Consider the following 21721-nt stretch of genomic DNA (forward strand, 5'->3'; position numbering starts at 1 on the left):
ATGTTTCTTTTGAATTGAGAATTGCTTTTTCATTGTATAACCTCCCCCTCACTGCAAAGGTTTTCCAAAAAGCAATTAATCTATACTTTTTACTGCAAACACTACGAAAAAACGCCTGAATAACATAGGTCAATCCCATGTTATCCAGGCGTTATGCAGAGTGATCAGCGCAACTTATGCACTGGTTATCTGATAAATCATTTGTTCATTTATACCAAACGTGTTGCAATTTCTTCTTTCAATTGAGCGATAATTTCATCGACCGGTTTCATGCCCAGATCGCCTTCTCCACGCTTACGCACGGATACGGCTTCTGCATTACGCTCATTCTCACCAACAACAAACATATAAGGCATTTTCTCAAGCTGCGCCTCACGGATTTTATATCCAAGCTTCTCGTTCCGCAGATCGGCTTCAGCAGAGATTCCCGCACGTTTCAGCTTCGCTTCCACTTCACGCGCATAATCGTCGAAGTTTCCGGATACCGGAATCACTTTCGCCTGAACCGGAGACAACCACAGCGGGAAGGCTCCTGCAAAGTTCTCCAGCAAGAATGCAGTGAAACGTTCCATTGTACTAATTACCCCGCGGTGAATAACGACCGGACGATGTTTCTGTCCGTCATCTCCCACATATTCAAGTTCAAAGCGCTCAGGCAACAGGAAGTCCAGTTGAACTGTAGACAATGTCTCTTCTTTGCCCAGGGCTGTTTTGATCTGTACATCCAGCTTCGGACCGTAGAACGCCGCTTCACCTTCAGCTTCATAGAAAGGAAGGTCAAGCTCTTCCACAACTTCACGCAGCATGCGTTGGGACATCTCCCACATCTCGTCGTTCTGGAAGTATTTCTCGGTATCCTTCGGATCACGATAGGACAGACGGAAACGGTATTCGTTGATACCGAAATCCTTATAGACTGTTTGAATCAACTCGATAACACGAGCGAACTCTTCTTTGATCTGATCCGGGCGTGCAAAAATGTGTGAGTCGTTCAGAGTCATTGCACGTACACGATGCAGACCTGTTAACGCCCCCGACATTTCATAACGGTGCATCATTCCAAGCTCCGCAATACGGATCGGCAGATCACGGTAGCTGTGCATGCTGGACTTGTACACCATCATATGGTGAGGACAGTTCATTGGACGGAGAACAAGTTCCTCGTTATCCATTACCATTTTCGGGAACATATCATCCTGGTAGTGCTCCCAGTGTCCAGATGTTTTGTACAATTCCACGTTACCCAGAACAGGTGTGTATACATGCTGGTATCCCAGGCTTTCTTCCAGATCCACAATATAACGCTCCAGAGTACGGCGCAGCTTCGCACCGTTAGGCAACCAGATTGGCAGGCCTTGGCCGACCAGTTGGGAGAATGTGAACATTTCGAGCTCTTTACCGAGCTTACGGTGATCCCGTTTGCGAGCTTCTTCGAGGAAGTGCAAATGCTCGTCCAGCTGTGCTTTTTTCACAAAAGCCGTACCATAGATACGTTGAAGCATTTTGTTTTTGCTATCTCCACGCCAGTAAGCACCCGCGACATTCATCAGTTTGAACACTTTGATTTTGCTAGTTGATGGTACGTGAGGGCCACGACACAAGTCGAAGAATTCACCTTGCTCATAAATCGTAATCACGCTGTCCGCTGGCAAATCACGAATCAACTCAAGTTTGTAAGGATCGCCCACTTCTTCGAACGTTTTGATCGCGTCCTCGCGGCTAACTTCCTTACGTACAATTGGCAAGTTCTCGTTCACAATACGTTCCATTTCCTTCTCGATCTTTTGCAGATCTTCAGGATTGAGCGCATGTTCGAGGTCCATATCATAGTAGAAACCATCTTCAATGACAGGGCCGATACCGAGGCGTACCTCTTGGTTACCATATAAACGTTTCACTGCTTGAGCCATCAAGTGAGCTGTACTATGACGCATCACTTCAAGTCCTTCTGGTGAATCCAGAGTTACGATCTCCACCAATGCTCCCTCATGAAGTGTTGTGGACAAGTCCACCACGATACCATCCAGCTTGCCGGCTACGGCATTTTTGCGCAATCCGCTGCTAATTGAAGCGGCTACGTCCTCAATGCTGCTGCCATCCGCGTACTCACGTACCGAACCATCCGGTAATTTAATGTTCACTGCCATTTGTCTCATTCCTCCTGTTAATGTAACCTTTGTGTCTAGATATTTATGGACTGATTATCTATTGCTATTCCAGTCATTTTGCAAAGGAACGCAAAAAACACCCGTCCCGGCAAAGGGACGAGTGATATATACTCGTGGTTCCACCCTAATTCAGCTGATTCATCCATATTCAGAAATACAGCCCTCATTGGCATGACGATAACGGGCATGACCCGGCAGATCCTTACTCGCGGATAATCCCCAATAAAGGCGATATTCTAACTCCACTTTCAAAATTGCAGCTATAAAGGGGTAAACCATACGTGATATCAGGAGGAAATTTCAGCCTAGGTTCCTCTCTCTGCACCGATCTTGCGTGTGGTTGTTGTCTTTGTCAACGCTTTTGGTTCAATGGTTCACATGAAAAATTCATGGATCAACAGTTATTATAATTGCCGAGATCACTTGCGTCAAGACCTGTCAACAATCCTGAGCGCAGCACTTCGCATTCCGGGCAATGATGACATATTTGCACTTTGTCTTCAAAGATCTGGCATATGGTCGAGATGATTGGCAGATCCGGGGTGCGTGTATGGAGCATGACCTTCTCAGGAGAGATCGAGATGAGTGTACTTACAATCATATCTTCAATATCCATCTCCAGTTCCAGACCCGGCATTTCCACAACGACCTGTTCATCCTTTTGCACGGGTAACAGATTAAGTCCAGCATCCAGGACCTGGAACTCATGCATTCCCTTGTGTACAAGATGAACCAGAGGTACTTTGGCTTCTTGAAAAAACACAAAATATTTCAACAGCCCCATAAACTCTTCATACTGCCGATCCATCCAGAACTCATCGAGCGCATACTCCACTAATTCCTGAAGCTCCTGCTTATATGGCCGTATGCGGAAGTTGATAATGCCTTCAAGGTGAAAAAAGTGAACATCCTCCAGGTCCTGCCGTAATCCACTGGCTAACGTAGTACGGCGACGCTCCCGAAGTCCGGGCTGATCCAAATCACCATTTAATAGAAGTGGCATGCAGATTCGATTGACCTTCTCCACCTCATGCTCATCCATGACAGAACACGCCTTGGCGATCATATCCTCCACCATGCTCCGTTCTTGTGTCTCCATAATGAAGTCGGCGAGTCCAAGGGAGAGCAGATCACTGATCCGGGGAAGCCATTGCTGGAAGTCTTCGTGATTCTCATTCCCTCTGCACACCCAGGTTGCTCTTCCATCATTATGTTTGAAGGTGAGCCGAAATCCTCTTTTACTTATATGTAAACCTTTGGTTTTTTCCTTGACACAACGATAAAATTGAGCCGCTTCCTCTTGCCCGGATACATCGGTCCATACAGCAAACAGTTCCACAAGAATCACTCCTTTCCTTCCTGTTCAAAGTATATGGCAAGGCCGATGGGGATATACGAAGCGGATTGATGGAAAGCGTGTCATGATTTCTCAGTATATTATGAAGAGGTTTGGAGTTAAGACAAAAATGTGTTATTATTTTAATAACAGTATGTTTCACGGGAAAGGAGGGAAGCCAAAATGAGACAACAACCTAGATTACTCCACTACACTATCATTATCATTTTGTGCGTTTTTCAAGCCTTGTGCTTCCCTATTCCGATGCAGTCCGAATCTGCCGTTGGGGTGTCTGTAGAAGCAACTTCCAACAAGGAAGTGCTGTTGCAAATACCCGAATCCCAGCAGAAACCCGTCATTCGCAAATATCCACAAGTTATGTCCAAGCTGATTGCGGTTACGCATAATAAGCCTGTCTTTCTTGTCCTCGCATTGTTATTGATGCTGCGAATCCCTACAACGGGTCTGTCCTTTAAACCGTGGTATTGTCTGTTTAAACGCAGATTATTTCTGCTACCTATTAAGTTTACCAGCATGTATGTATCCCTCACCCCTATAGCACCAAAATACGTGAACGCTCTTCACTAGCCGTTACGACGTATTTACAGGTTGCTTTTGCATGAAGACACCTCTGTAATTAAAGACGGTGCGCTTGTGCATAACTTATAACCCTTTTAGCACACGTTAGATAAACCCATGTTTATGACAGTACCTGTTTTTGTTGTACCCACACCGACAAATTCAAATCATATGGCTGTGTCAGGAATTTCTGGCTCTGTTTACCCGCATCTTTTGATGTTCCCTTGAGCAGCAGATTAATCATTTTCGGGAAATAAGCCTGTCTTCTATGGCCAGCCCCTAATTATAAGGAGGCAACAATCCATGGATGTACGCGAAACAGACTTGCCGGGAATCGGCAAAAAATTTCAGATTGAAACAAGCAGCGGTGATAAAATTGTCATTATTATTCACGATGACGGTCGCCGGGAAATGTACCACTTCGAGTATGATGATCCCGATCAAAGCATCTCGATGATCACACTTGACGATTACGAAGCACGACAGATTGCTGCTATTGTTGGCGGATTAACTTACAAACCAAAACAGCTTGAAAATATTGAAGTAACGTTTGACGACCTGATTATCGAGTGGTACAAAATCGAACCATCCTTCGGAAGTATCGGTAAATCCATCGGTGAATTGGACGTACGTCAAAACTCTGGGGCAACGGTTATCGCCGTTGTAGAGAAAAATCACAAAAAACATATCAGCCCAGGTCCGGAGGTAGTTATCAGTGCAGAATCCACGGTGGTAGCCGTTGGCGAACGCAATCAGCAGAAACTGTTTAAATCCCTCCTCCTGACTGGAAGGGGGTAAATAGATGGATCATTTGATATTCGAAGTAGGTCTGGCCCTTGTGCTCATTGCAGCAGCCGGCCTTTTATCGGCAAAACTAAGATTTTCGGTCGTTCCATTTTATATTCTGATCGGGATGGCCGTTGGGCCACATGCCATGAAAATCTGGCATCTGGACTTCCGTTTTATTGAGAGTCAGCCTTTTATTGAATTTATGGGTCGGATCGGTATCCTGTTCCTTCTCTTCTACCTTGGACTTGAATTCTCGGTAGGTCGTTTAATTAAATCGGGTCGCTCTATTGCAGTTGGCGGCTCGATCTACATCGGCATTAACTTTACCCTGGGATTAATATTCGGTTTTGTGTCCGGTTTCCCAGTTGCTGAAGCACTTATTATCGCAGGTATAACTACCATCTCTTCCAGTGCCATTGTGGCCAAGGTACTCGTTGATTTGAAACGAACGGCCAACCCGGAAACAGAGATGATATTGGGTATTATTATGTTCGAAGATGTATTCCTCGCTGTATATATCTCGATCTTGTCCGGACTTGTGCTTAGTGATTCATCCTCCATCGGAGGCGTCATCATGTCTGCACTTATTGCCCTCGGATTCATGCTTATCGTGATTATCCTTGGACGCAAAGCAACACCGCTACTAAACAAATTGCTTAAAATTCGATCGAATGAGCTATTCTCTCTCGTTGTATTTGGAGCCTTGTTCCTGGTAGCTGGTTTCTCTGAAACTATTCATGTTGCCGAAGCGATTGGTGCATTACTGGTTGGTCTGGTGCTTGCTGAAACAGAACACGCGAAACGGATTGAGCACTTGATTCTACCGTTCCGTGACTTCTTCGGAGCAATCTTCTTCTTCAGCTTTGGATTGTCCATTGATCCGTTGTCCTTGGGTGGCGATGCCGTATGGTTAGCTCTGATTGCAGTTGTTATTACATTGTTCGGTAACTTCCTGGCGGGTATGCTGGCCGGGCGCAGTGCAGGACTATCACCCAAAGCATCGGCGAATATTGGATTAACCATTGTGTCACGGGGTGAGTTTTCCATCATCTTGGCCAACATGGGTAAAGCCGGGGGACTGTTGCCAATGATTCAACCGTTTGCCGCGCTGTATGTCCTAATTCTGGCCATTCTGGGTCCTTTATTAACCAAAGAGTCCAAACATGTATTCCGTTTATTGGATAAAATATTCAAGTTCAAAGATCCTCGGAAAAAGAAAGAAGAACCAAAGGTTCTGCAGAAAGAAGGATAATCCCTATGTCTGGTCAGAACAGACATACTAATGTACTTCGCGGCTCTTACGCCGATCTTTCTGTGACTAACCCAGGGAGAATGGCTCGAAAGCCGCACTAAGGAGGATGACCTATGAAAGCACCTCTGATATCGGCTAATCCGGTGCCAAACACCGCCAAGACCAGGATATCGTCTACCCGCCGCTGGTTAAACCTGTTTCTCGTTATTGCGGGCGGAATTCTGGCCTCCGTGGGACTTGAATTGTTCTTACACCCCAATAAAATTATTATTGGAGGCATTACAGGCATTTCCTCACTCTTCGCCCACTGGACCGAAATGAGGATTGGTTTGTTCCTATTTTTATTCAATGTTCCGTTTATATTTCTGTCTTACAAGATTGTGCAGAAGAAATTTGTACTGGTTACTGTTCTAGGTCTGGTTGTCTTTTCGATCGGTGCCATTGTGCTTCATCCCATGCCGCCACTTGTAGAGCATCCGCTGGCTGCCGCCATGTTTGGCGGATTATGCCTCGGACTCGGAATTGGACTCGTCGTGCGGTATGGCGGGACACTGGATACGCTGGAAATCGGTGATCCGTCTTCCCGCCCACCTGAACGTGTGTTTAGTGGAAAACGGATGCTTATCGAAAAAATAATCATGCTGCTTAACTTGTTGATACTCACAGCCGCTGGTGTTGTCTTTGGCTGGGACCAAGCGATGTATTCCGTAATCGCCTACCTTATTGCTTATGAAATGGTGTACATTGCGTTCAGGGGCTTCTCTTCCAAACGCAAAGTATGCATTTTGACTACACAAAGCTCTCAAGTTGAAAAAGCTGTACGCAAACGGCTGCGCCGTGAACCTGGAATTCTGGAAGCCACTTCTGACTCAACACAACTCGCGATGGCGGAAGGATGGATCAGGCAAATCCCGGGTGCACTTTATTATGAGGTACATGTACTGGAGATGATCTGGTTGAAGTCCATTGTGCGTCACATTGATCCACATGCGGGTATTGTGACAAATCCGGAAAAATAAAAAAACGCTCTCTTACCCTATGGATGGACAGTATTGTCCACCAAGGTCAGAGAGCGTTTTTTTTCTGTTATCAGACTTACTTATTATTATAGCTCAACGATAGCTTTGACTACATGTGAATCTGGCAATAACCATTGATCTATTGCCGTAGGTAGCTCATCAAATTCCACGCGGTGTGTGATATACCCATCCATGCTTAATTTCTTTTGACGCAAGATAGACAGGACCTGTTCAAAATCTTCACGGGTTGCGTTTCGACTGCCCAGGATACTCATCTCCCGCTTGTGAAACTCAGGGTCATGAAAGGTAATATCCGCTTTCACCAGTCCTACAAAAATGAGTTGACCACTATGCGCCACATATTGAATGGCCTCATTCATGGAATTCACGTTACCTGTTGCATCGAAGACAGCTGTAGCATAGTCGCCTCCCGTAATTTCAGCCACTTGTTGTACAGTATGTTCATTGGCCTGTACCAGGTCATCTGCTCCAGCCCAAGTCCGGCTAAGCTCCAGCCTGTCCAGATTACGATCAACGGCAATAACACGCGCCCCCGCCTGTTTGGCAAATGCCATCACACCCAACCCAATGGGTCCAGCTCCAATCACAACCACATGCTCACCAGGTTTAATTCCTGCTCTTCTGACGGCATGGGCTCCAATGCTTAATGGTTCTACCATTGCCGTCTCATCCAGTGTCAAACCCTCTGCTGAGAGCAGATGTGAGACAGGCACGCTGATTTTTTCTCTCATGCCTCCGTCGACGTGCACACCCATGACTTGCATGGACGCACAACAATTGGTTTTTCCATTGCGACATGCAATACAGTGACCGCAGTGCAGATACGGAATAATACTTACCTGATCCCCAGGCTGTAACCCAGCCTCGTTCGGACCGATTTCTTCAATAACAGCCGCCAGTTCATGACCCAGAACACGAGGATAGGTAAAGAATGGTTGGTTGCCTTTGTATGCATGCAGATCCGTTCCACAGATCCCAATCCGCCGAATGGCAACCAACGCCTCTCCTTCTGCTCGTTCCGGTTGAGGCAGGTCCTGGAGCTTCAATTGATCTATTTCTTCACATACAATGGCTCTCATCGTTGTTCCCCCTTGGATGCTTCTGCTGTCGTGTTGCTTGGCTTCGTATTATATTCAGGTCGTCCGCTTGACCACGTCTCGTTATGCAATGGAGCCAGAATGTGCAGCACTTCATCCAGCAGGCTCTGATCGATCGGTTCCTCTATCCAGGCTGCATTATTGAGGATATTGCGCTGGCTGGCACTGCTCACCAGTGTTGTCGGAATTCGTTCATTCGACGTGGAGAATTGCACGGCCAGCTTGGCAATGTCACTGCCTTGTTCTGCACAGAAGCGAGCAGCCTTCAGGCAGAGTTCTTTCACACGATCATCTGCCGGATGCCAGGCAGGAGCACCTCGGGTACTCAACAAGCCCATAGAAAGAGGCGAAGCATTGACGAGGCCAATTTCTTTTTTTTCCAACAAGGGCAATAACGATAATAACGAGGTATCATTCAATGAATAATGACAATACGAGATGATCGCATCCGCATCGATCTGTGGCAGAACCTTCTCGAACAAAGGCAAGGGTAAGCCACAAATGCCCGCATGTCGTATAACTCCCTGCTCTTTCAGACGCAGCAGCGTTGGAAAAGCTTCTTCGATAATAATCTCTGCTGGCACAAATTCAATATCATGCAGGAACAGAATGTCGATATAGTCTGTATGCAATCGATCCAGGCTCTCTTGCACGCTATCCAGAATCCGCTGACGTGAAAAATCAAACTCATTTTCCCCATACCGTCCGGCTTTGGTTGATAACATATATGAACTACGCGGCAAGCTGCGGATGGCTTCACCCAACACGGTCTCCGCTTTTGTCAGCCCGTAGTAAGGCGAAACGTCTATGTAATTCATCCCCGCATCTACGGCTGCATGTACAGTGCGAATCCCTTCGTCCCGGTCAATGTCACGAAATACAGAACCGAGTGAGGATGCTCCAAAACTCAATACAGGTACGTCCAGTTCCGTCTTGCCAAGTATTCTTCTCTTCATCGGTTTACCCCTTCCAGCGTGTCTGACTACACAAGTTCCCTTTCATTGTAACAGTTCAATTTCAATATAAAATATCGCCAATTGCGTAACATGTACTGTTTGATGACCTCGAACCGCAGAAAGAAATCAAAAAGCCCGCCGTCTCTCCAAACGGAGTAGTCAGCGGGCTTGGCTTCATAAATACTTATCTAACGATCAAAGTTTATGGAGAGTAGTATTGAATTAATTAGAATTAGTTCTGCATTACGAAATCTTCATGCACGGAATTCTCCTCGTCGAACATACGAACGATGTCATATCGTGTGTTACGTTGTGCCGGGATATAACCGGACTCCCGAATCAAACGGAGAATGGATTCAATGTTAACTTTATAAGTTGCACCAGCAGCAGATACAACGTTCTCTTCAATCATCGTGCTACCGAAGTCATTACAGCCAAATTCAAGCGACTTCTTACCGATCTCAGGACCCATGGTTACCCAAGAGGATTGAATGTTCTTGATATTATCCAGCACCAGTCGGCTGATGGCTACAGTCTTCAAGTACTCTTCCGGAGTCTGACGCTCCAGCTTAAGGTTGGTATTGTCTGGCTGGAAGGTCCAAGGAATGAATGCCAGGAAACCTTCGGAGTCATACTTGTTCGCAATACATTCGTCCTGAGCTTCACGTACACGGAGCAAGTGTAATGCACGCTCTTCCATCGATTCACCAAGTCCGATAACCATCGTTGCCGTAGTGTTCATACCGATGCGGTGTGCAGTTTGCATAACGTCCATCCAATCCCGCCATGAACCTTTCAAGCGGCTGATCTTCCGACGTGTGCGGTCATCCAGAATTTCAGCGCCGCCGCCAGGCAAGGAATCCAGTCCAGCTTCGTGAATGGCACGAACAACCTCTTCCAATGTAAGGCCATCGGATACTTCAACCATTTTCATAATCTCCGCTGGGGAGAAAGAGTGCATCGTAATGTTGGGGAAACGCTCTTTGATGGCTTTCAACAGGTCTGTATAATAGCTGAAAGGCAAGTTTGGATTCGTTCCACCTTGCATCAAAATCTCGGTACCATTCACATCTTCCGTTTCCTGAATCTTCTGGAAAATCACTTCGTCTGGAAGCACATAACCTTCATCCGAACCAGGTCTGCGGTAGAAAGCACAAAAACGGCAGTACACATCACACACGTTTGTGTAGTTGACGTTACGCCCAATTACAAATGTTCTGTATGGTTCAGGGTGCATGCGTTTCACAATGACATTAGCAGCTGCCCCGATTTTGTCCACTTCATTGGATTCAAATAGCTGAATCGTGTCTTCCAAGTCCAAACGTTCGCCCCGAAGGGCTTTATCTAAGATACGGTCTACCGTACTCATCGTAAAAAAGCCTCCCTCATGAAGAGAAATTATATAACGATCCGTCCCAACTTGTTCAAGAGAAGCAAGTTCTGGTGGCAACATCGTATTTCTGTACTCCACATATCGTAACACAGGTTACATGTGAAAAAAAGCACCTTATGTACAGGTGCTTTAAAAATAAGTAAAAATTTTTACATATGGAAAAGAATTAGTTCGAACTTAAGTGATACGCATCGGCGTATTCGGGCATCCACTTTTGTTAGGATTCCTGAAGTGCTTGTTCCAAATCTACAATGAGATCTTCGATATCTTCCAGACCTACGGAGAAACGCAGCAACCCATCTGTAATGCCACGGTCACGGCGAACGTCAGCCGGCATTGCCGCATGAGACATCATCGCTGGGTAGGACAGAATACTCTCCACAGCTCCCAAGCTTACAGCAACAATGGGTAGCTTCACCCGGTTAAGAACTGCTTTTGCACGATCACCTGAGCCGACGTCAAAAGAAACGACAGCTCCATATCCTGTGGACTGGCGCTCATGTGCCTCACGGCCCGGATGATCCTCCAGTCCAGGATAAAAGACAGCGGTAATATCACTGCGCTCATTAAGCCATGCCGCCAGTTTGGCTGTGCTCCGTTCACTATGAGCCATGCGAGCCCCCAAGGTTTTCATCCCGCGCATCAGAAGCCAGGATTCTTGTGCCCCGAGTACAGTTCCAAGTCCATTTTGCAACTGTTTTAGTTGTACGCCAAGTGATTCCGTGCGAGCAACGGCTAACCCTGCCAGTACATCACTGTGACCTCCGAGAAACTTCGTAGCACTATGTACGACGATGTCCACACCAAGCTCGATTGGACGCTGATAGTACGGTGTCATAAAGGTGTTATCCAGAATCGTGATCAGGTCATGTTCCTTCGACCAGTCAGTTACAGCAGCGATATCCGTAATTCGCAGTGTAGGGTTGGACGGTGTTTCCATATAAACTGCCTTGGTGTTTGGCTTGAGTGCCGCTTTTACTTCATCTATATTGGTCATGTCTACAAAGGTTGTCTCGATCTGCATACGACTTAGTATGGAAGTAAGCAAACGATACGTACCTCCATACACGTCTTCCGTTACAATCATGTGATCCCCTGCAGAGAACATCATGAACACGCTTGAGATCGCAGCCATCCCCGAAGAATAGGCAAAGCCTCGTGCGCCGCCCTCCAGCAATGTGATGTAATCTTCCAGAGCCTGACGTGTCGGATTACCCGAACGACTGTAATCATGTTGAGGCGGATTGAAGATATCAAAATGATGGAATGTTGATGCTTGGTAGATCGGTACACTGGATGCTCCAGTCGTTTTGTCAATCTCATCGCCAAAATGGAGCAACTTGGTATCAAATTTCAACTCGGAATTGGGCTTGTTGTTGGACTCACTCATGAGTGCACGCCTCCTTCCACTTCTTGTTGTGCAGCTGTCAGAGCATTGCCGAGATCTGCAATCAGATCATCTGCATGTTCGATGCCTACGGAGAACCGGAGCAGACGGTCATCCACACCTACGGCTTCACGGATTTCAAGCGGAATATCCGCATGAGTCTGTACTGCGGGATAAGTCATAAGTGATTCGACTCCGCCGAGACTTTCGGCAAAAGCAATGAGTTTGATATGACGCAGCAACGGTTCAACATAACGTGCATCCTTCACTTTGAAAGAGAAGATACCTGTGTTACCGGTGGATTGTTTATTCTGTATCTCATACCCCGGATGATCGGATAGACCTGGATGATACACTTCAACCACCGCTGGGTGCTCAAGCAAGTATTTGGCAATAGTAAGTGCATTGTGCTCATGACGCTCCATGCGAAGAGCCAGCGTTTTCATACCTTTCATCAACTGGTAGGAGTCACTTGGAGATAATACCGCTCCAATGGAATTATGCAGGAACGCCATCTCTGCAGATAACGCCTCACCTTTGGTAATAATTAGTCCGGCGAGCACATCATTGTGTCCGCCCAGATATTTGGTAGCGCTATGAATGATGATATCGGCACCCAGTTCAATCGGACGTTGGAAAAATGGAGTCAACAACGTGTTGTCAACAATGGTCAACAGGTTGTAACTTTTCGCCCAAGAAGCAACGGCTTCCACATCGGTGATCATCATCAATGGATTGGTTGGTGTCTCAATAAATACAGCTTTGGTATTCGGCTGACGAACCTTCTCCAGTGCTGCAAGGTCATTCGTGTCCACATAACTTGCAGTTACGCCGAAACGGGACAAGATGCGTTCAAGCAGACGATAGGTTCCACCATACAGATCCAGCGATACAATCAGATGATCCCCTTGACCAAACATGGCAAAGATCGTTTGCAGCGCGGCCATTCCCGAGCTACAGGCAAACCCTGCATCACCGGACTCCAGTGCTGCGGCGGCTTCTTCCAATACTTTACGGGTTGGATTCGTCGTACGAATATAATCAAACCCCGTGCTTTGTCCAAGCTTCGGGTGGCGAAACGCAGTGGATTGATAGATCGGAAAGTTAATGGCGCCTGTTACCGGTTCATTGATGGACCCAATTTGTGCTAAGCGGCTTTCGATTTTCAACTTGTTGTTGTCTTCCATTGCTGCATCCTCCTGTAATCTCGATTAGATTTGCGGGCCAATATCGTAAGGTGTTTCTTGATACACATAGTAATTGAGCCAGTTAGAGAATAATAAGTTGGCATGAGCGCGCCAAGTAGCCGGTGGCACACGGGAAGGATCGTCATTCGGATAATAATGTCTAGGCAATGCGATATCCAACCCTTTGGCTGCATCCCGGTCATACTCCCACTTTAATGAGAACGGGTCATACTCGGCATGTCCTGTGGCAAAAATCTGTTTGCCGTCTTTGGTAGCAACCAGGAAGATCCCCGCTTCCTCGGATTCTGCCAAAATCTCTAAATTCTCATTCTTTTCAATATCTTCGCGTCTCACTTCCGTATGACGGGAATGTGGAACGTTGAATACTTCATCGAATCCACGCAACAACGGAACATGTGGTTTATTGATGGTATGTGGGAAAACGCCAAAACACTTTTCATCAAGTGCAACCTTGGGTACGTCAAAATGATGGTATAAACCTGCCTGGGAAGCCCAACATATGTGGAGGGTTGAAGTCACATTGGTTTTGGTCCATTCGAAGATCTCCTGGATTTCATTCCAATAGTTCACGTCTTCGAAATCCATCTGTTCCACCGGGGCACCCGTAATAATCATTCCATCGAAACGGCGGTGCTCAATCTCATCAAAGGTTTTATAGAACAGATCCAAATACTCTTGAGACGTATTCTTCGACGTATGGGATTTGGGATGTACGAGAACGACATCCACCTGAATAGGCGTGTTTCCCACCAGACGAAGCAATTGTGTTTCGGTCGTTTCCTTTGTGGGCATCAGGTTTAATATAGCGATACGGAGTGGACGAATATCCTGCTGATATGCAGAAGTTTCATCCATGACGAAGATATTCTCTCCTTCAAGTACTTCTTTTGCTGGTAGAGTATCGGGTATTTTGATTGGCATAGTAAGTCTAACTCCTCCTTGTGCATAGATAGATGCAGCCACCCCTGGCTTGATGTCTTCACATCAATACAGTTATAGACTGCCTTGAGCTTATAAAAACATTGAATTGCGCTTTCATCCAACGTTACAAACAACCTCAAGTTCCTTAGCGAAAATCACTGCTGAGAAGTCGGGGCATATGACAAAGACCTTCCTCGGATTTCGAGAAAGGTCATATGTAAAATAGATATGCGCCTCTCTCATCTCTCAGTTACAACAGTGCCACTTGACACTTAGTCGCTGCAAGAATTAGCACCGTGCGGTATACCGCCGGTTGCCGGGTTTCATCGGGCCAGTCCCTCCACCTACTCTTGATAAGATTTCGCTGTATTAGATTGTAATTTAATATGGTTCACCGTCTACTTTATTACATTAATGCCCTCACGTCAAGATGCAGTTCGATGTCTGCTTCCCAGATCGGAACCGTTCATCATCCGTTGTCATACACTGCCTCAGGGCGCGAAATAGACACATTTTTGCGCTTGAAAGCACCTTGTACCAGCGGTATACTAAACAAGGTGTTATAAACCCTTATGTGAGAGGTGACATATTAAATGGATGGCGACCCGAGGCCTGACTGGCAGCCGAATTCCGACAAACTGCATAGAGAATTGACATCAGCATGCCGGCAGCGGGACGTGACTTCCGTTTGATTATATAGTGAACGCAGCCCTGATCTCCAGGCTCCGCTGCCGACCGGCTGATTTGTTCTTTTTGCGCCCATAATGATAATATCCGCCAAGTTGGCGGGTGCAGAAGGAGTAGATTAACGATGAAAATCCGGTTGGTAAACAACGGTGTATTTATTCCGGTGGACGACATTCAGCAGGCGCTGACTCCACCAGCGGAAGGATTTTACTGGATTGATGCAGACGTAGACGATTTGGCGGTACTTCAGCCGCTGTTCTTGATGCATGATCTGGCTGTGGAAGACTGTCTCAGTGACGAAGAACAACGTCCGAAGATTGAAATTTATGAGAACCATTATTTTATTGTGATTAATAGCATCCGTTTCGATGATGAAGAGATATTTCTACGTGCGGTCAACTTATTCCTCGGCAGACATTTCATTATTAGTGTTACCAAGCACAAGGTCAGCGAATTGCGCACACTTAAACCAATCCTGTGGGAACAGGAAATCAGTACACCGGATCGTCTGCTTTATTTGCTGGTTGACTTGATTGTTGATAATTATTTCACCGTAGGTGACCGAATTGAAGCACGGATCGAGAAGCTTGAGGAAGACATTCTGATGCACACCAAAAAGTCACATCTGAATGAAATCATCGGGCTACGCAGTGAGATTCTGTGGCTGAAAAAAGTCCTTGGACCTCAGAAAGAGGTCATTAACACCTTGAACAAAAAAGATCTGCGTCTCATCGATGATCAACTGCAAAAGTATTTCAGTGACATCTACGAGAATGCTGTAAAAATATCTGAAACCTTTGAGACTTATCGCGACCTGATGGGCAACTTGCGAGAAGCCTACCAATCCAGTATTGCGAACCGGGCGAATGAGATCATGCGTGTATTTACCGCCATTACCACGGTCTTCATGCCGCTGACGGTCATTACCGGTATATACGGCATGAACTTTACGAATATGCCAGAGCTTAACTGGAAATACAGCTATTTTGTTGTGATTGGCCTGATGGTTACACTGGGCCTGAGCATGTTCTTCATTTTCCGCAAGAAAGACTGGGTATGAACTCGTATGAAATAACAAAGACGAAGCGCTCCTCCGGGGGAAACGCCTCGTCTTTTTTCATTTCTGATTATTAACCAACATTCTTCTCTGTCTCTGCGTGCCGACGGAAGCGGATTCGAATCATGCGCAGTCTTTCATAGACCTGCTCCAGACTTCCTCCATCGGGTTTCTCTCCTCCATACACCTTATGTAATACCGGCTTCAGGAACGTATCTCCCAGTTCCTCATACGCACTCCATACGGCCTCTTGTTCGTTCTCTGGCATCACTGCCAGCTCCACATCAAGAAGACAATCGGTGTCATAACCTTCGTGATCCAGTGCCTCTAACAGCTCAACCAACTCGCGTCGGGATAATCCGGATCGATTAACAATCTCCTCTAACGTATACCCTTCCTTCATGCCTTCAAGCACCTGCTTGCGCGTGGTGAACTTATCAAGTTCCTGCTTATACTTCTGCTCTCTCTGCTTGTATAACCAACTCTCATACTCTTCTTCCTTCAGCGCCGTGTATACCCAGTCCAACGGGAATGTCGTTGAACGCTCCAACCCGTTTGTAATCTCCATCCATTCCGTACCATACTCAGTTGCTTTGCTCTCTCCTACGCCCGGCAGTTGCATCAGTTCATCCAGCGATTGCGGAACAAAGGCACTGATCAAACGCAACAGACGATTCGTTGCAATAAAATACGGTGCCTTCCGGTCAGACACAGCTCTCTTCCTGCGCCATGTGCACAGATCCGTATATAATTGCTCATTGCCGTATAACTCACTGTAACAATGGAGCCGTTGTCCACCATAACTGCGTGACTTCAGATCATCGTTCTCATGAAATAACCCCTGCAACTGCGGTCGGTACCCCTCACTCATCTGTATGGCGAGCTGATGACGGTAAATATGAAGCAGCTCCTCCCAAGAAGTTCCTTCATACCAGATGCTGTCCTCACGCTCTCCTTCCTCGTAGCGACTCCATCCCAGCTGCCAACTATCTTCCTCTTCCCCAATCCATAACTGTGCATACTCTGCATTCTGATCTGACATTCTGGAAAATCTGTTCATGAAAATGACTTCCATTCTCCGTTCCCTCCCTTTAACATTTCAGCCTATACGGGTTAGTTACGCTACCTGAAGGCAGCACAAAAAACACCTCTCCTGCAAAATCCATGCAAGAGAGGTGCTTCCTCATTAACCGTACTATGCTGTTGCCCATATCATACCACAATGGTAAAATTCGTCAATCCCTTAATGATCTACTTATTCAATGCCAACTTGGCAAGCGCCAGCGAACCACACAGCCCTGCATTGTCGCCAAGTCCTGGTGAAACAACATACTGGTCAATGTCGGATTGAAGCGCCGGATGCTGAACGTACCCTGCCAGCAACTCCTGCAGTTTGCTACGAACCATCGGGAACAAGTGCTCCTGCTTCATTACTCCGCCACCCATGACGATTTTCTGCGGAGAGAGAATCAGAACATAATTCATCAGTGCGTGTGCCAGGTAATGTGCTTCGATCTCCCAAGCTTTATGATCTGCAGGCAGTTCATAAGCCGGTTGCTCCCAACGTTTGTTAATGGCCGGGCCTGCTGCAAGGCCTTCGAGGCAGTCACCATGATACGGACAGAAACCCTCGTATGTATCCTCCGGATGTCTGCGTACAATGATATGTCCCATCTCTGGATGTGACAATCCATGGACCATTTTACCGCCAACCACAGCACCAGCACCAATACCCGTACCCACAGTGATATACAGACAGCTCTCAAGACCTTGTGCAGCGCCCCAGGTTGCCTCTCCAAGTGCCGCACCATTCACATCCGTATCAAATGTCATCGGTACATCAAAATGCTCCTTGAGCTTGCCAATCACGTTATACTGTCCCCAATGTGGTTTTGGTGTTGTTGTGATATAACCATATGTTGGGCTTCCTTCAATCGGATCAATCGGACCAAATGAACCTACACCCAGAGCTTCAATGCCTTTGCCTTCAAAAAACGAAATCACTTGAGCCATTGTCTCTTCCGGTGTTGTTGTTGGAAAACTTACGCGTTCCAGAACTTCTCCGTTTTCCGTGCCAATACCACATACAAATTTGGTTCCGCCTGCTTCAATTGCGCCTAAGATCGTCATGTTAGTCACACTCCCAAGTTAGTTTAAAAAGGAATTCGAATTGCTTTACTTGATGACACTATTATTACCCTGCTACTTGTTCTCCAGCTTGGACAATCGTTTCACTAACGTTTGCCTCCAGCTGTCTGACAGCGCAGGAATGGCCAGCAACGCCTGGATACCATCGACATTTTCTTTCCCCTGATGCATAACTCGATTGGCTTCAAAAACCGTCATTGAGGCTGGATCGGTGCTGATCCGTCGAAATATCGATGAAGGCCCTACCTCACCTTCTTGCAGTACACGAAAGTAAAAGCCGGTATATCCACTCTCCTGAAAATAAACAGGTAGCTCCTTATAGTCATACCTCGCACCCAGCTTGAAGCAAGGTTGTCTGGGCTGACTGACCTGCACTGTGGCTTCGCCCAACTCGTACACATCACCAATGCGGACATCTTCTTCGGCACAGCCTTCAACTGTCAGATTTTCTCCACAAGCTCCCCAGTTCAGCTTGCGATCCATCAGTTGTTCCAGCGCCGGATAACGACTGTAATCGTATACACAAACGGCTTTGTCAGGGCCGCCATGATGCACCAGATCCGCCTGCGCGTCCCCTGTCATTCCAGTGAATGACAGAAAAACCGCGTCGGATACAGGATGTTTCACAATGCCGCTCAGCACTTCACGCTTCTGCCCAGGGAGCGGCTGCGGCAGTCCTACATTAATGGCCAGAACAGCTGTATTGCCCTCCCCTGGCTTTCGATCCGATGTGAGTGTCATTTGCGTCATACCTCCCATAATCACTTTCTTTTAACGCACAGAGCCGCCAAATACGAGTGTATTACTCAATAGCCGACCTGGAGAAGTCAGCATTTTGCCCCCTGCATACATACCCGAGGAAGCACCGCCATCCAGATTCATGGCCTGTTTGGCACCAAGCTTCTGCATCACCGCTGCCCACTCCTTGATTGTTGCTCCGGAAACGGTAGCCAGCATAACAGAGCCGTCCGCCATGATCGCAATACCACTTCTGGCTCCGGAAGCATTAAGAATCTTGGCATCCTTGAAACCTTCGCTCGTCGGATTGACAGCTACCTTACCGTCTTTTACCAGACGGGGCCCTGCCCCAACAGCAGTCACTACATCTTGCCATGGGATCTCTTTGCCTGCTGCGTTCGTATACTTATAATTCATTTCTACGGTCGAACCAACGGTGAAACGGTCCGAAGAAGACTTCTGATTACCTGTGAAAACCAGTACCGAGCCATTCTTAGGAATCGCTACATTTGTATTGGGCACTTTTTTGGTCACGATACCTTTCTCCATAACAACCGCAGTGCCACCTTTGAACCCGACTGTGGCACCTCGTTCAGGCGTATACAGCATCGTAATGCTTGCGTTCGCTGAAGGTGTTCGATTAATAAAGGTTGCATACCAACTCCGTGATTTACCTTTTGTATCCGTTACTTTACCTGTCAAACTCACCTGAAGTGAATCCATGATCGCCGAGCCGTCTTCCTTAAATCCGATGGATGTTCCGTATCTTCCAATATGTATGACCTTACCATTTGCTATTAACATACCGTATGGATCTGGTGCTCCGTTATATGCTTCAAAAAATGCTCCGTTAATGGCTGCTTGCGCACCATAGGCTTTCACAATCGATGGCAATGTTGCCGTCTGGCCAACTTGCTTCTTCGCGAGTCCCACGGTAACCGGTGTTCCCTTCGGAATCGAAACGGTCTGTACGGTAAAATTACGTCCTGCTGCTTTTACTTTCTGTACTTTAGTGCTAATTGCTGCCTTGGCATCCACTGTCTGTGGTGCACTTACTGCTCCCGAAAGAATTACGGGCAAGGCCAGGACGAGGGCCATAGCCCCTGTCCACCACTTTTTGCCTGTTCGTACGTTCTTCATGTTGCTCACCCTATTGCCACTCCCATCCAAGAGCCAAGGCTCTTCATCTCAAGTTGTTCAAACTTGTCCATCACCATATCCGGATCAAGACGCAATTCACAGATATCCAGCGCACAGGCAACTGGAACAGCACAATGAATCTCTGCCAGTTTGCGGGACAGATGAAGCATGTCCAGATCATTTTCAATCTTGTTACGCACCGAAGGGGTCAGTTTATCCATGTTGCTCAAAATCCCTTCAATGGAGCCGTATTCCTGTACCAGCTTCAACGCTGTTTTCTCACCAATTCCACGTACTCCGGGATAATTGTCGCTGGCATCTCCCATCAGACCCTTCATGTCAATCACTTGACGAGGTGTCAGTTGTTTCTCAGCCATGAGCGTTTCCGGGTTGTACACCATGTAGTTGCCATGGCCTTTTTTCATAATAATGATACTTGTGCGGTCATTGATCAGTTGCAACATGTCGTGGTCACCCGTCAGTACCATAACATTCATATCTGTCTCTTCGGTATAATACTTCGCAAGCGTCCCGATACAATCGTCGGCTTCGAATCCTTGTGCACCTATATTCGGAATACCCAGGCTATCCATGACTTCACGAATCAGAGCAAACTGGGGAATCAGGTCATCCGGAGCTTCAGCCCGGTTGCCTTTGTAGGCTGCATATTCTTCACCGCGGAACGTCTTACCGCCCATATCCCAACAACATACGACATGACTTGGCCCAAAAGTCTGAACCGCATCCCAGAAATAACGGATAAATCCGTAGACTGCGTTGGTAGGCAATCCTGCCTTTGTACGTCTGATATATCCGCTTGCAGATGTCGCATAAAAAGCACGGAACAACACCGCCATACCGTCTACCAGCAACAAAGTAGGTTCATTACGTTGATTCACTTGAATTTGTTCTCTCCTATCTAAATCTAGCATATAAAATATCGAAACTAATTCTATCATTATAGCATAGTTCCGCCAACCATCGATCAGCCAAAAAAGCCCTGAATTTTGAACATTCAGAGCCCATTAAGTGTTAATTCATTCGACAATCATAACAATCATCGAATGACCGATCCCACCAAAAATCCATATTTTACGCGTTATTCCATTCCTGCTCGTACGTTTCTTCCTTGAATCCAACCGTCACCTTTTCTCCATCCGTAACGATCGGACGTTTGATCAGACGACCATTGGAAGCCAGTAAACGAATCTGTTCATCAGCGGACATGCCCGGAAGCTTGTCCTTCAGTTGTTGTTCTTTATACACTTCCCCGCTCGTATTAAAGAACTTTTTCACTTCCAGTCCACTCTTTTGGATGAGTTCTGTTAGTTCAGATTCTGATGGCGGTGAGTCAAAAATAGGGATTAACTCCAGCTCATGTCCTTGAGCTTCAAGCCATTTTACAGCTTTGCGGCATGTTCCGCATTTGGCATATTGATATACTTTTAAGTTACTCATGTATGTGTTCCTCCAAATGCTCCGGTATCGACTTCTCGCTTCCCTTGGTTTGCTTCGCAAATCCAAAAGTCGCTCCAAATCGATACCATCGCCATGTAATTTTACTGACTTTTGCGAATGAGATCAAAACACATTCGCTATATTTTTTGGATCAAGACCTTACTACTTTAATATTTTTCAAAGCTTAAAAAATTTATAAGCTTAAAAGATTTAACATGAAAATGCTAAACACCAATACATTAACCTTAGAACCATAATGATTAGCCTACGGCATGCTGTTCGGGTGCATTAAGCATTCCTCACAAGGGTAAGACAAACAGCGTTGAACTCCAAACAGGACAGGCCGTGCAGGAAACTGCGATACGAG

19 protein-coding genes and 1 riboswitch are annotated in these 21721 nt (G+C 46.5%); of the genes, 5 read left to right on the plus strand and 14 right to left on the minus strand.

Going from position 1 to position 21721, the window contains the following annotated elements:
* Positions 1–209 precede the first annotated feature (209 nt).
* Together thrS and ACDJ59_RS16895 are read right to left on the minus strand one after the other, a co-directional pair.
* The gene (gene thrS / locus ACDJ59_RS16890) at positions 210–2147 is read right to left on the minus strand and encodes a threonine--tRNA ligase (protein WP_413404314.1); all 1938 of its coding nucleotides are present in this window, start codon (positions 2145–2147) and stop codon (positions 210–212) included.
* Positions 2148–2562: 415 nt separating this feature from the next.
* Complete coding sequence (locus tag ACDJ59_RS16895) at positions 2563–3516, minus strand: putative sporulation protein YtxC (RefSeq protein ID WP_413404316.1); 954 nt, start codon at positions 3514–3516, stop codon at positions 2563–2565.
* A gap of 171 nt (positions 3517–3687) precedes the next feature.
* Here ACDJ59_RS16895 and ACDJ59_RS16900 point away from each other — a divergent pair, with 171 nt between their 5' ends.
* The 4 genes from ACDJ59_RS16900 to ACDJ59_RS16915 all read left to right on the plus strand — a co-directional run bounded on the left by ACDJ59_RS16900 (position 3688) and on the right by ACDJ59_RS16915 (position 7143).
* Positions 3688–4092 carry a hypothetical protein gene (locus ACDJ59_RS16900; protein ID WP_413404318.1) on the plus strand — a complete coding sequence of 135 codons (405 nt, stop codon included), beginning with the start codon at positions 3688–3690 and terminating at the stop codon, positions 4090–4092.
* A gap of 294 nt (positions 4093–4386) precedes the next feature.
* On the plus strand, positions 4387–4881 hold the full coding sequence (locus ACDJ59_RS16905) for a cation:proton antiporter regulatory subunit (protein ID WP_036610059.1): 495 nt from the start codon (positions 4387–4389) through the stop codon (positions 4879–4881).
* A 4-nt stretch (positions 4882–4885) separates the two neighbouring features.
* On the plus strand, positions 4886–6124 hold the full coding sequence (locus ACDJ59_RS16910) for a cation:proton antiporter (protein WP_036610060.1): 1239 nt from the start codon (positions 4886–4888) through the stop codon (positions 6122–6124).
* A gap of 113 nt (positions 6125–6237) precedes the next feature.
* A complete protein-coding gene (locus tag ACDJ59_RS16915; protein ID WP_051447155.1) occupies positions 6238–7143 on the plus strand; it encodes a YitT family protein in 906 nt (301 codons plus the stop codon).
* A gap of 86 nt (positions 7144–7229) precedes the next feature.
* Here ACDJ59_RS16915 and ACDJ59_RS16920 read toward each other — a convergent pair whose 3' ends face one another.
* The 6 genes from ACDJ59_RS16920 to metA form a co-directional block, all read right to left on the minus strand.
* Positions 7230–8243: a zinc-binding alcohol dehydrogenase family protein gene (locus tag ACDJ59_RS16920; protein WP_413404322.1), complete on the minus strand. Its 1014-nt coding sequence runs from the start codon at positions 8241–8243 to the stop codon at positions 7230–7232.
* A complete protein-coding gene (locus tag ACDJ59_RS16925) occupies positions 8240–9217 on the minus strand; it encodes an aldo/keto reductase (protein ID WP_413404324.1) in 978 nt (325 codons plus the stop codon). Before ACDJ59_RS16925 ends, ACDJ59_RS16920 begins: the two co-directional genes overlap by 4 nt.
* Positions 9218–9449: 232 nt before the next feature.
* Complete coding sequence (gene mqnC / locus ACDJ59_RS16930; protein ID WP_264929998.1) at positions 9450–10586, minus strand: cyclic dehypoxanthinyl futalosine synthase; 1137 nt, start codon at positions 10584–10586, stop codon at positions 9450–9452.
* Positions 10587–10827: 241 nt separating this feature from the next.
* Positions 10828–12000, minus strand: a complete 1173-nt coding sequence (locus ACDJ59_RS16935; RefSeq protein WP_091014708.1) for a trans-sulfuration enzyme family protein — start codon at positions 11998–12000, stop codon at positions 10828–10830.
* On the minus strand, positions 11997–13184 hold the full coding sequence (locus ACDJ59_RS16940) for a PLP-dependent transferase (RefSeq protein ID WP_076327044.1): 1188 nt from the start codon (positions 13182–13184) through the stop codon (positions 11997–11999). The genes ACDJ59_RS16935 and ACDJ59_RS16940 overlap by 4 nt, the downstream gene beginning before the upstream one ends.
* A 24-nt stretch (positions 13185–13208) precedes the next feature.
* On the minus strand, positions 13209–14126 hold the full coding sequence (gene metA, locus ACDJ59_RS16945; RefSeq protein WP_036610071.1) for a homoserine O-acetyltransferase MetA: 918 nt from the start codon (positions 14124–14126) through the stop codon (positions 13209–13211).
* 236 nt (positions 14127–14362) lie between these two features.
* Positions 14363–14486, minus strand: a riboswitch (SAM riboswitch).
* 451 nt (positions 14487–14937) lie between these two features.
* Here metA and corA point away from each other — a divergent pair.
* On the plus strand, positions 14938–15873 hold the full coding sequence (corA, locus tag ACDJ59_RS16950; protein WP_047842270.1) for a magnesium/cobalt transporter CorA: 936 nt from the start codon (positions 14938–14940) through the stop codon (positions 15871–15873).
* 70 nt (positions 15874–15943) lie between these two features.
* On the opposite strand, the gene ACDJ59_RS16955 is transcribed toward corA, so the two are convergent.
* From ACDJ59_RS16955 to ACDJ59_RS16980, 6 genes are all read right to left on the minus strand, one after another.
* Positions 15944–16945 (minus strand): HRDC domain-containing protein, encoded by a 1002-nt coding sequence (locus tag ACDJ59_RS16955; protein WP_413404328.1) that lies wholly within the window; start codon positions 16943–16945, stop codon positions 15944–15946.
* Positions 16946–17121: 176 nt separating this feature from the next.
* Positions 17122–18000: an ROK family protein gene (locus tag ACDJ59_RS16960; protein ID WP_047842269.1), complete on the minus strand. Its 879-nt coding sequence runs from the start codon at positions 17998–18000 to the stop codon at positions 17122–17124.
* A 72-nt stretch (positions 18001–18072) separates the two neighbouring features.
* Complete coding sequence (locus ACDJ59_RS16965) at positions 18073–18759, minus strand: MOSC domain-containing protein (protein WP_413404330.1); 687 nt, start codon at positions 18757–18759, stop codon at positions 18073–18075.
* 30 nt (positions 18760–18789) lie between these two features.
* Positions 18790–19896, minus strand: coding sequence for a phosphodiester glycosidase family protein (locus ACDJ59_RS16970; RefSeq protein WP_301291341.1), 1107 nt, complete (start codon positions 19894–19896; stop codon positions 18790–18792).
* Between the two features lie 5 nt (positions 19897–19901).
* Positions 19902–20795 (minus strand): 5'-3' exonuclease, encoded by an 894-nt coding sequence (locus ACDJ59_RS16975; protein ID WP_017689620.1) that lies wholly within the window; start codon positions 20793–20795, stop codon positions 19902–19904.
* Between the two features lie 193 nt (positions 20796–20988).
* Positions 20989–21354 carry an arsenate reductase family protein gene (locus ACDJ59_RS16980; RefSeq protein WP_017689621.1) on the minus strand — a complete coding sequence of 122 codons (366 nt, stop codon included), beginning with the start codon at positions 21352–21354 and terminating at the stop codon, positions 20989–20991.
* Between the last annotated feature and the right edge of the window lie 367 nt (positions 21355–21721).

It is taken from the genome of Paenibacillus amylolyticus, from assembly GCF_047302515.1.
GTDB lineage: Bacteria > Bacillota > Bacilli > Paenibacillales > Paenibacillaceae > Paenibacillus > Paenibacillus amylolyticus_G.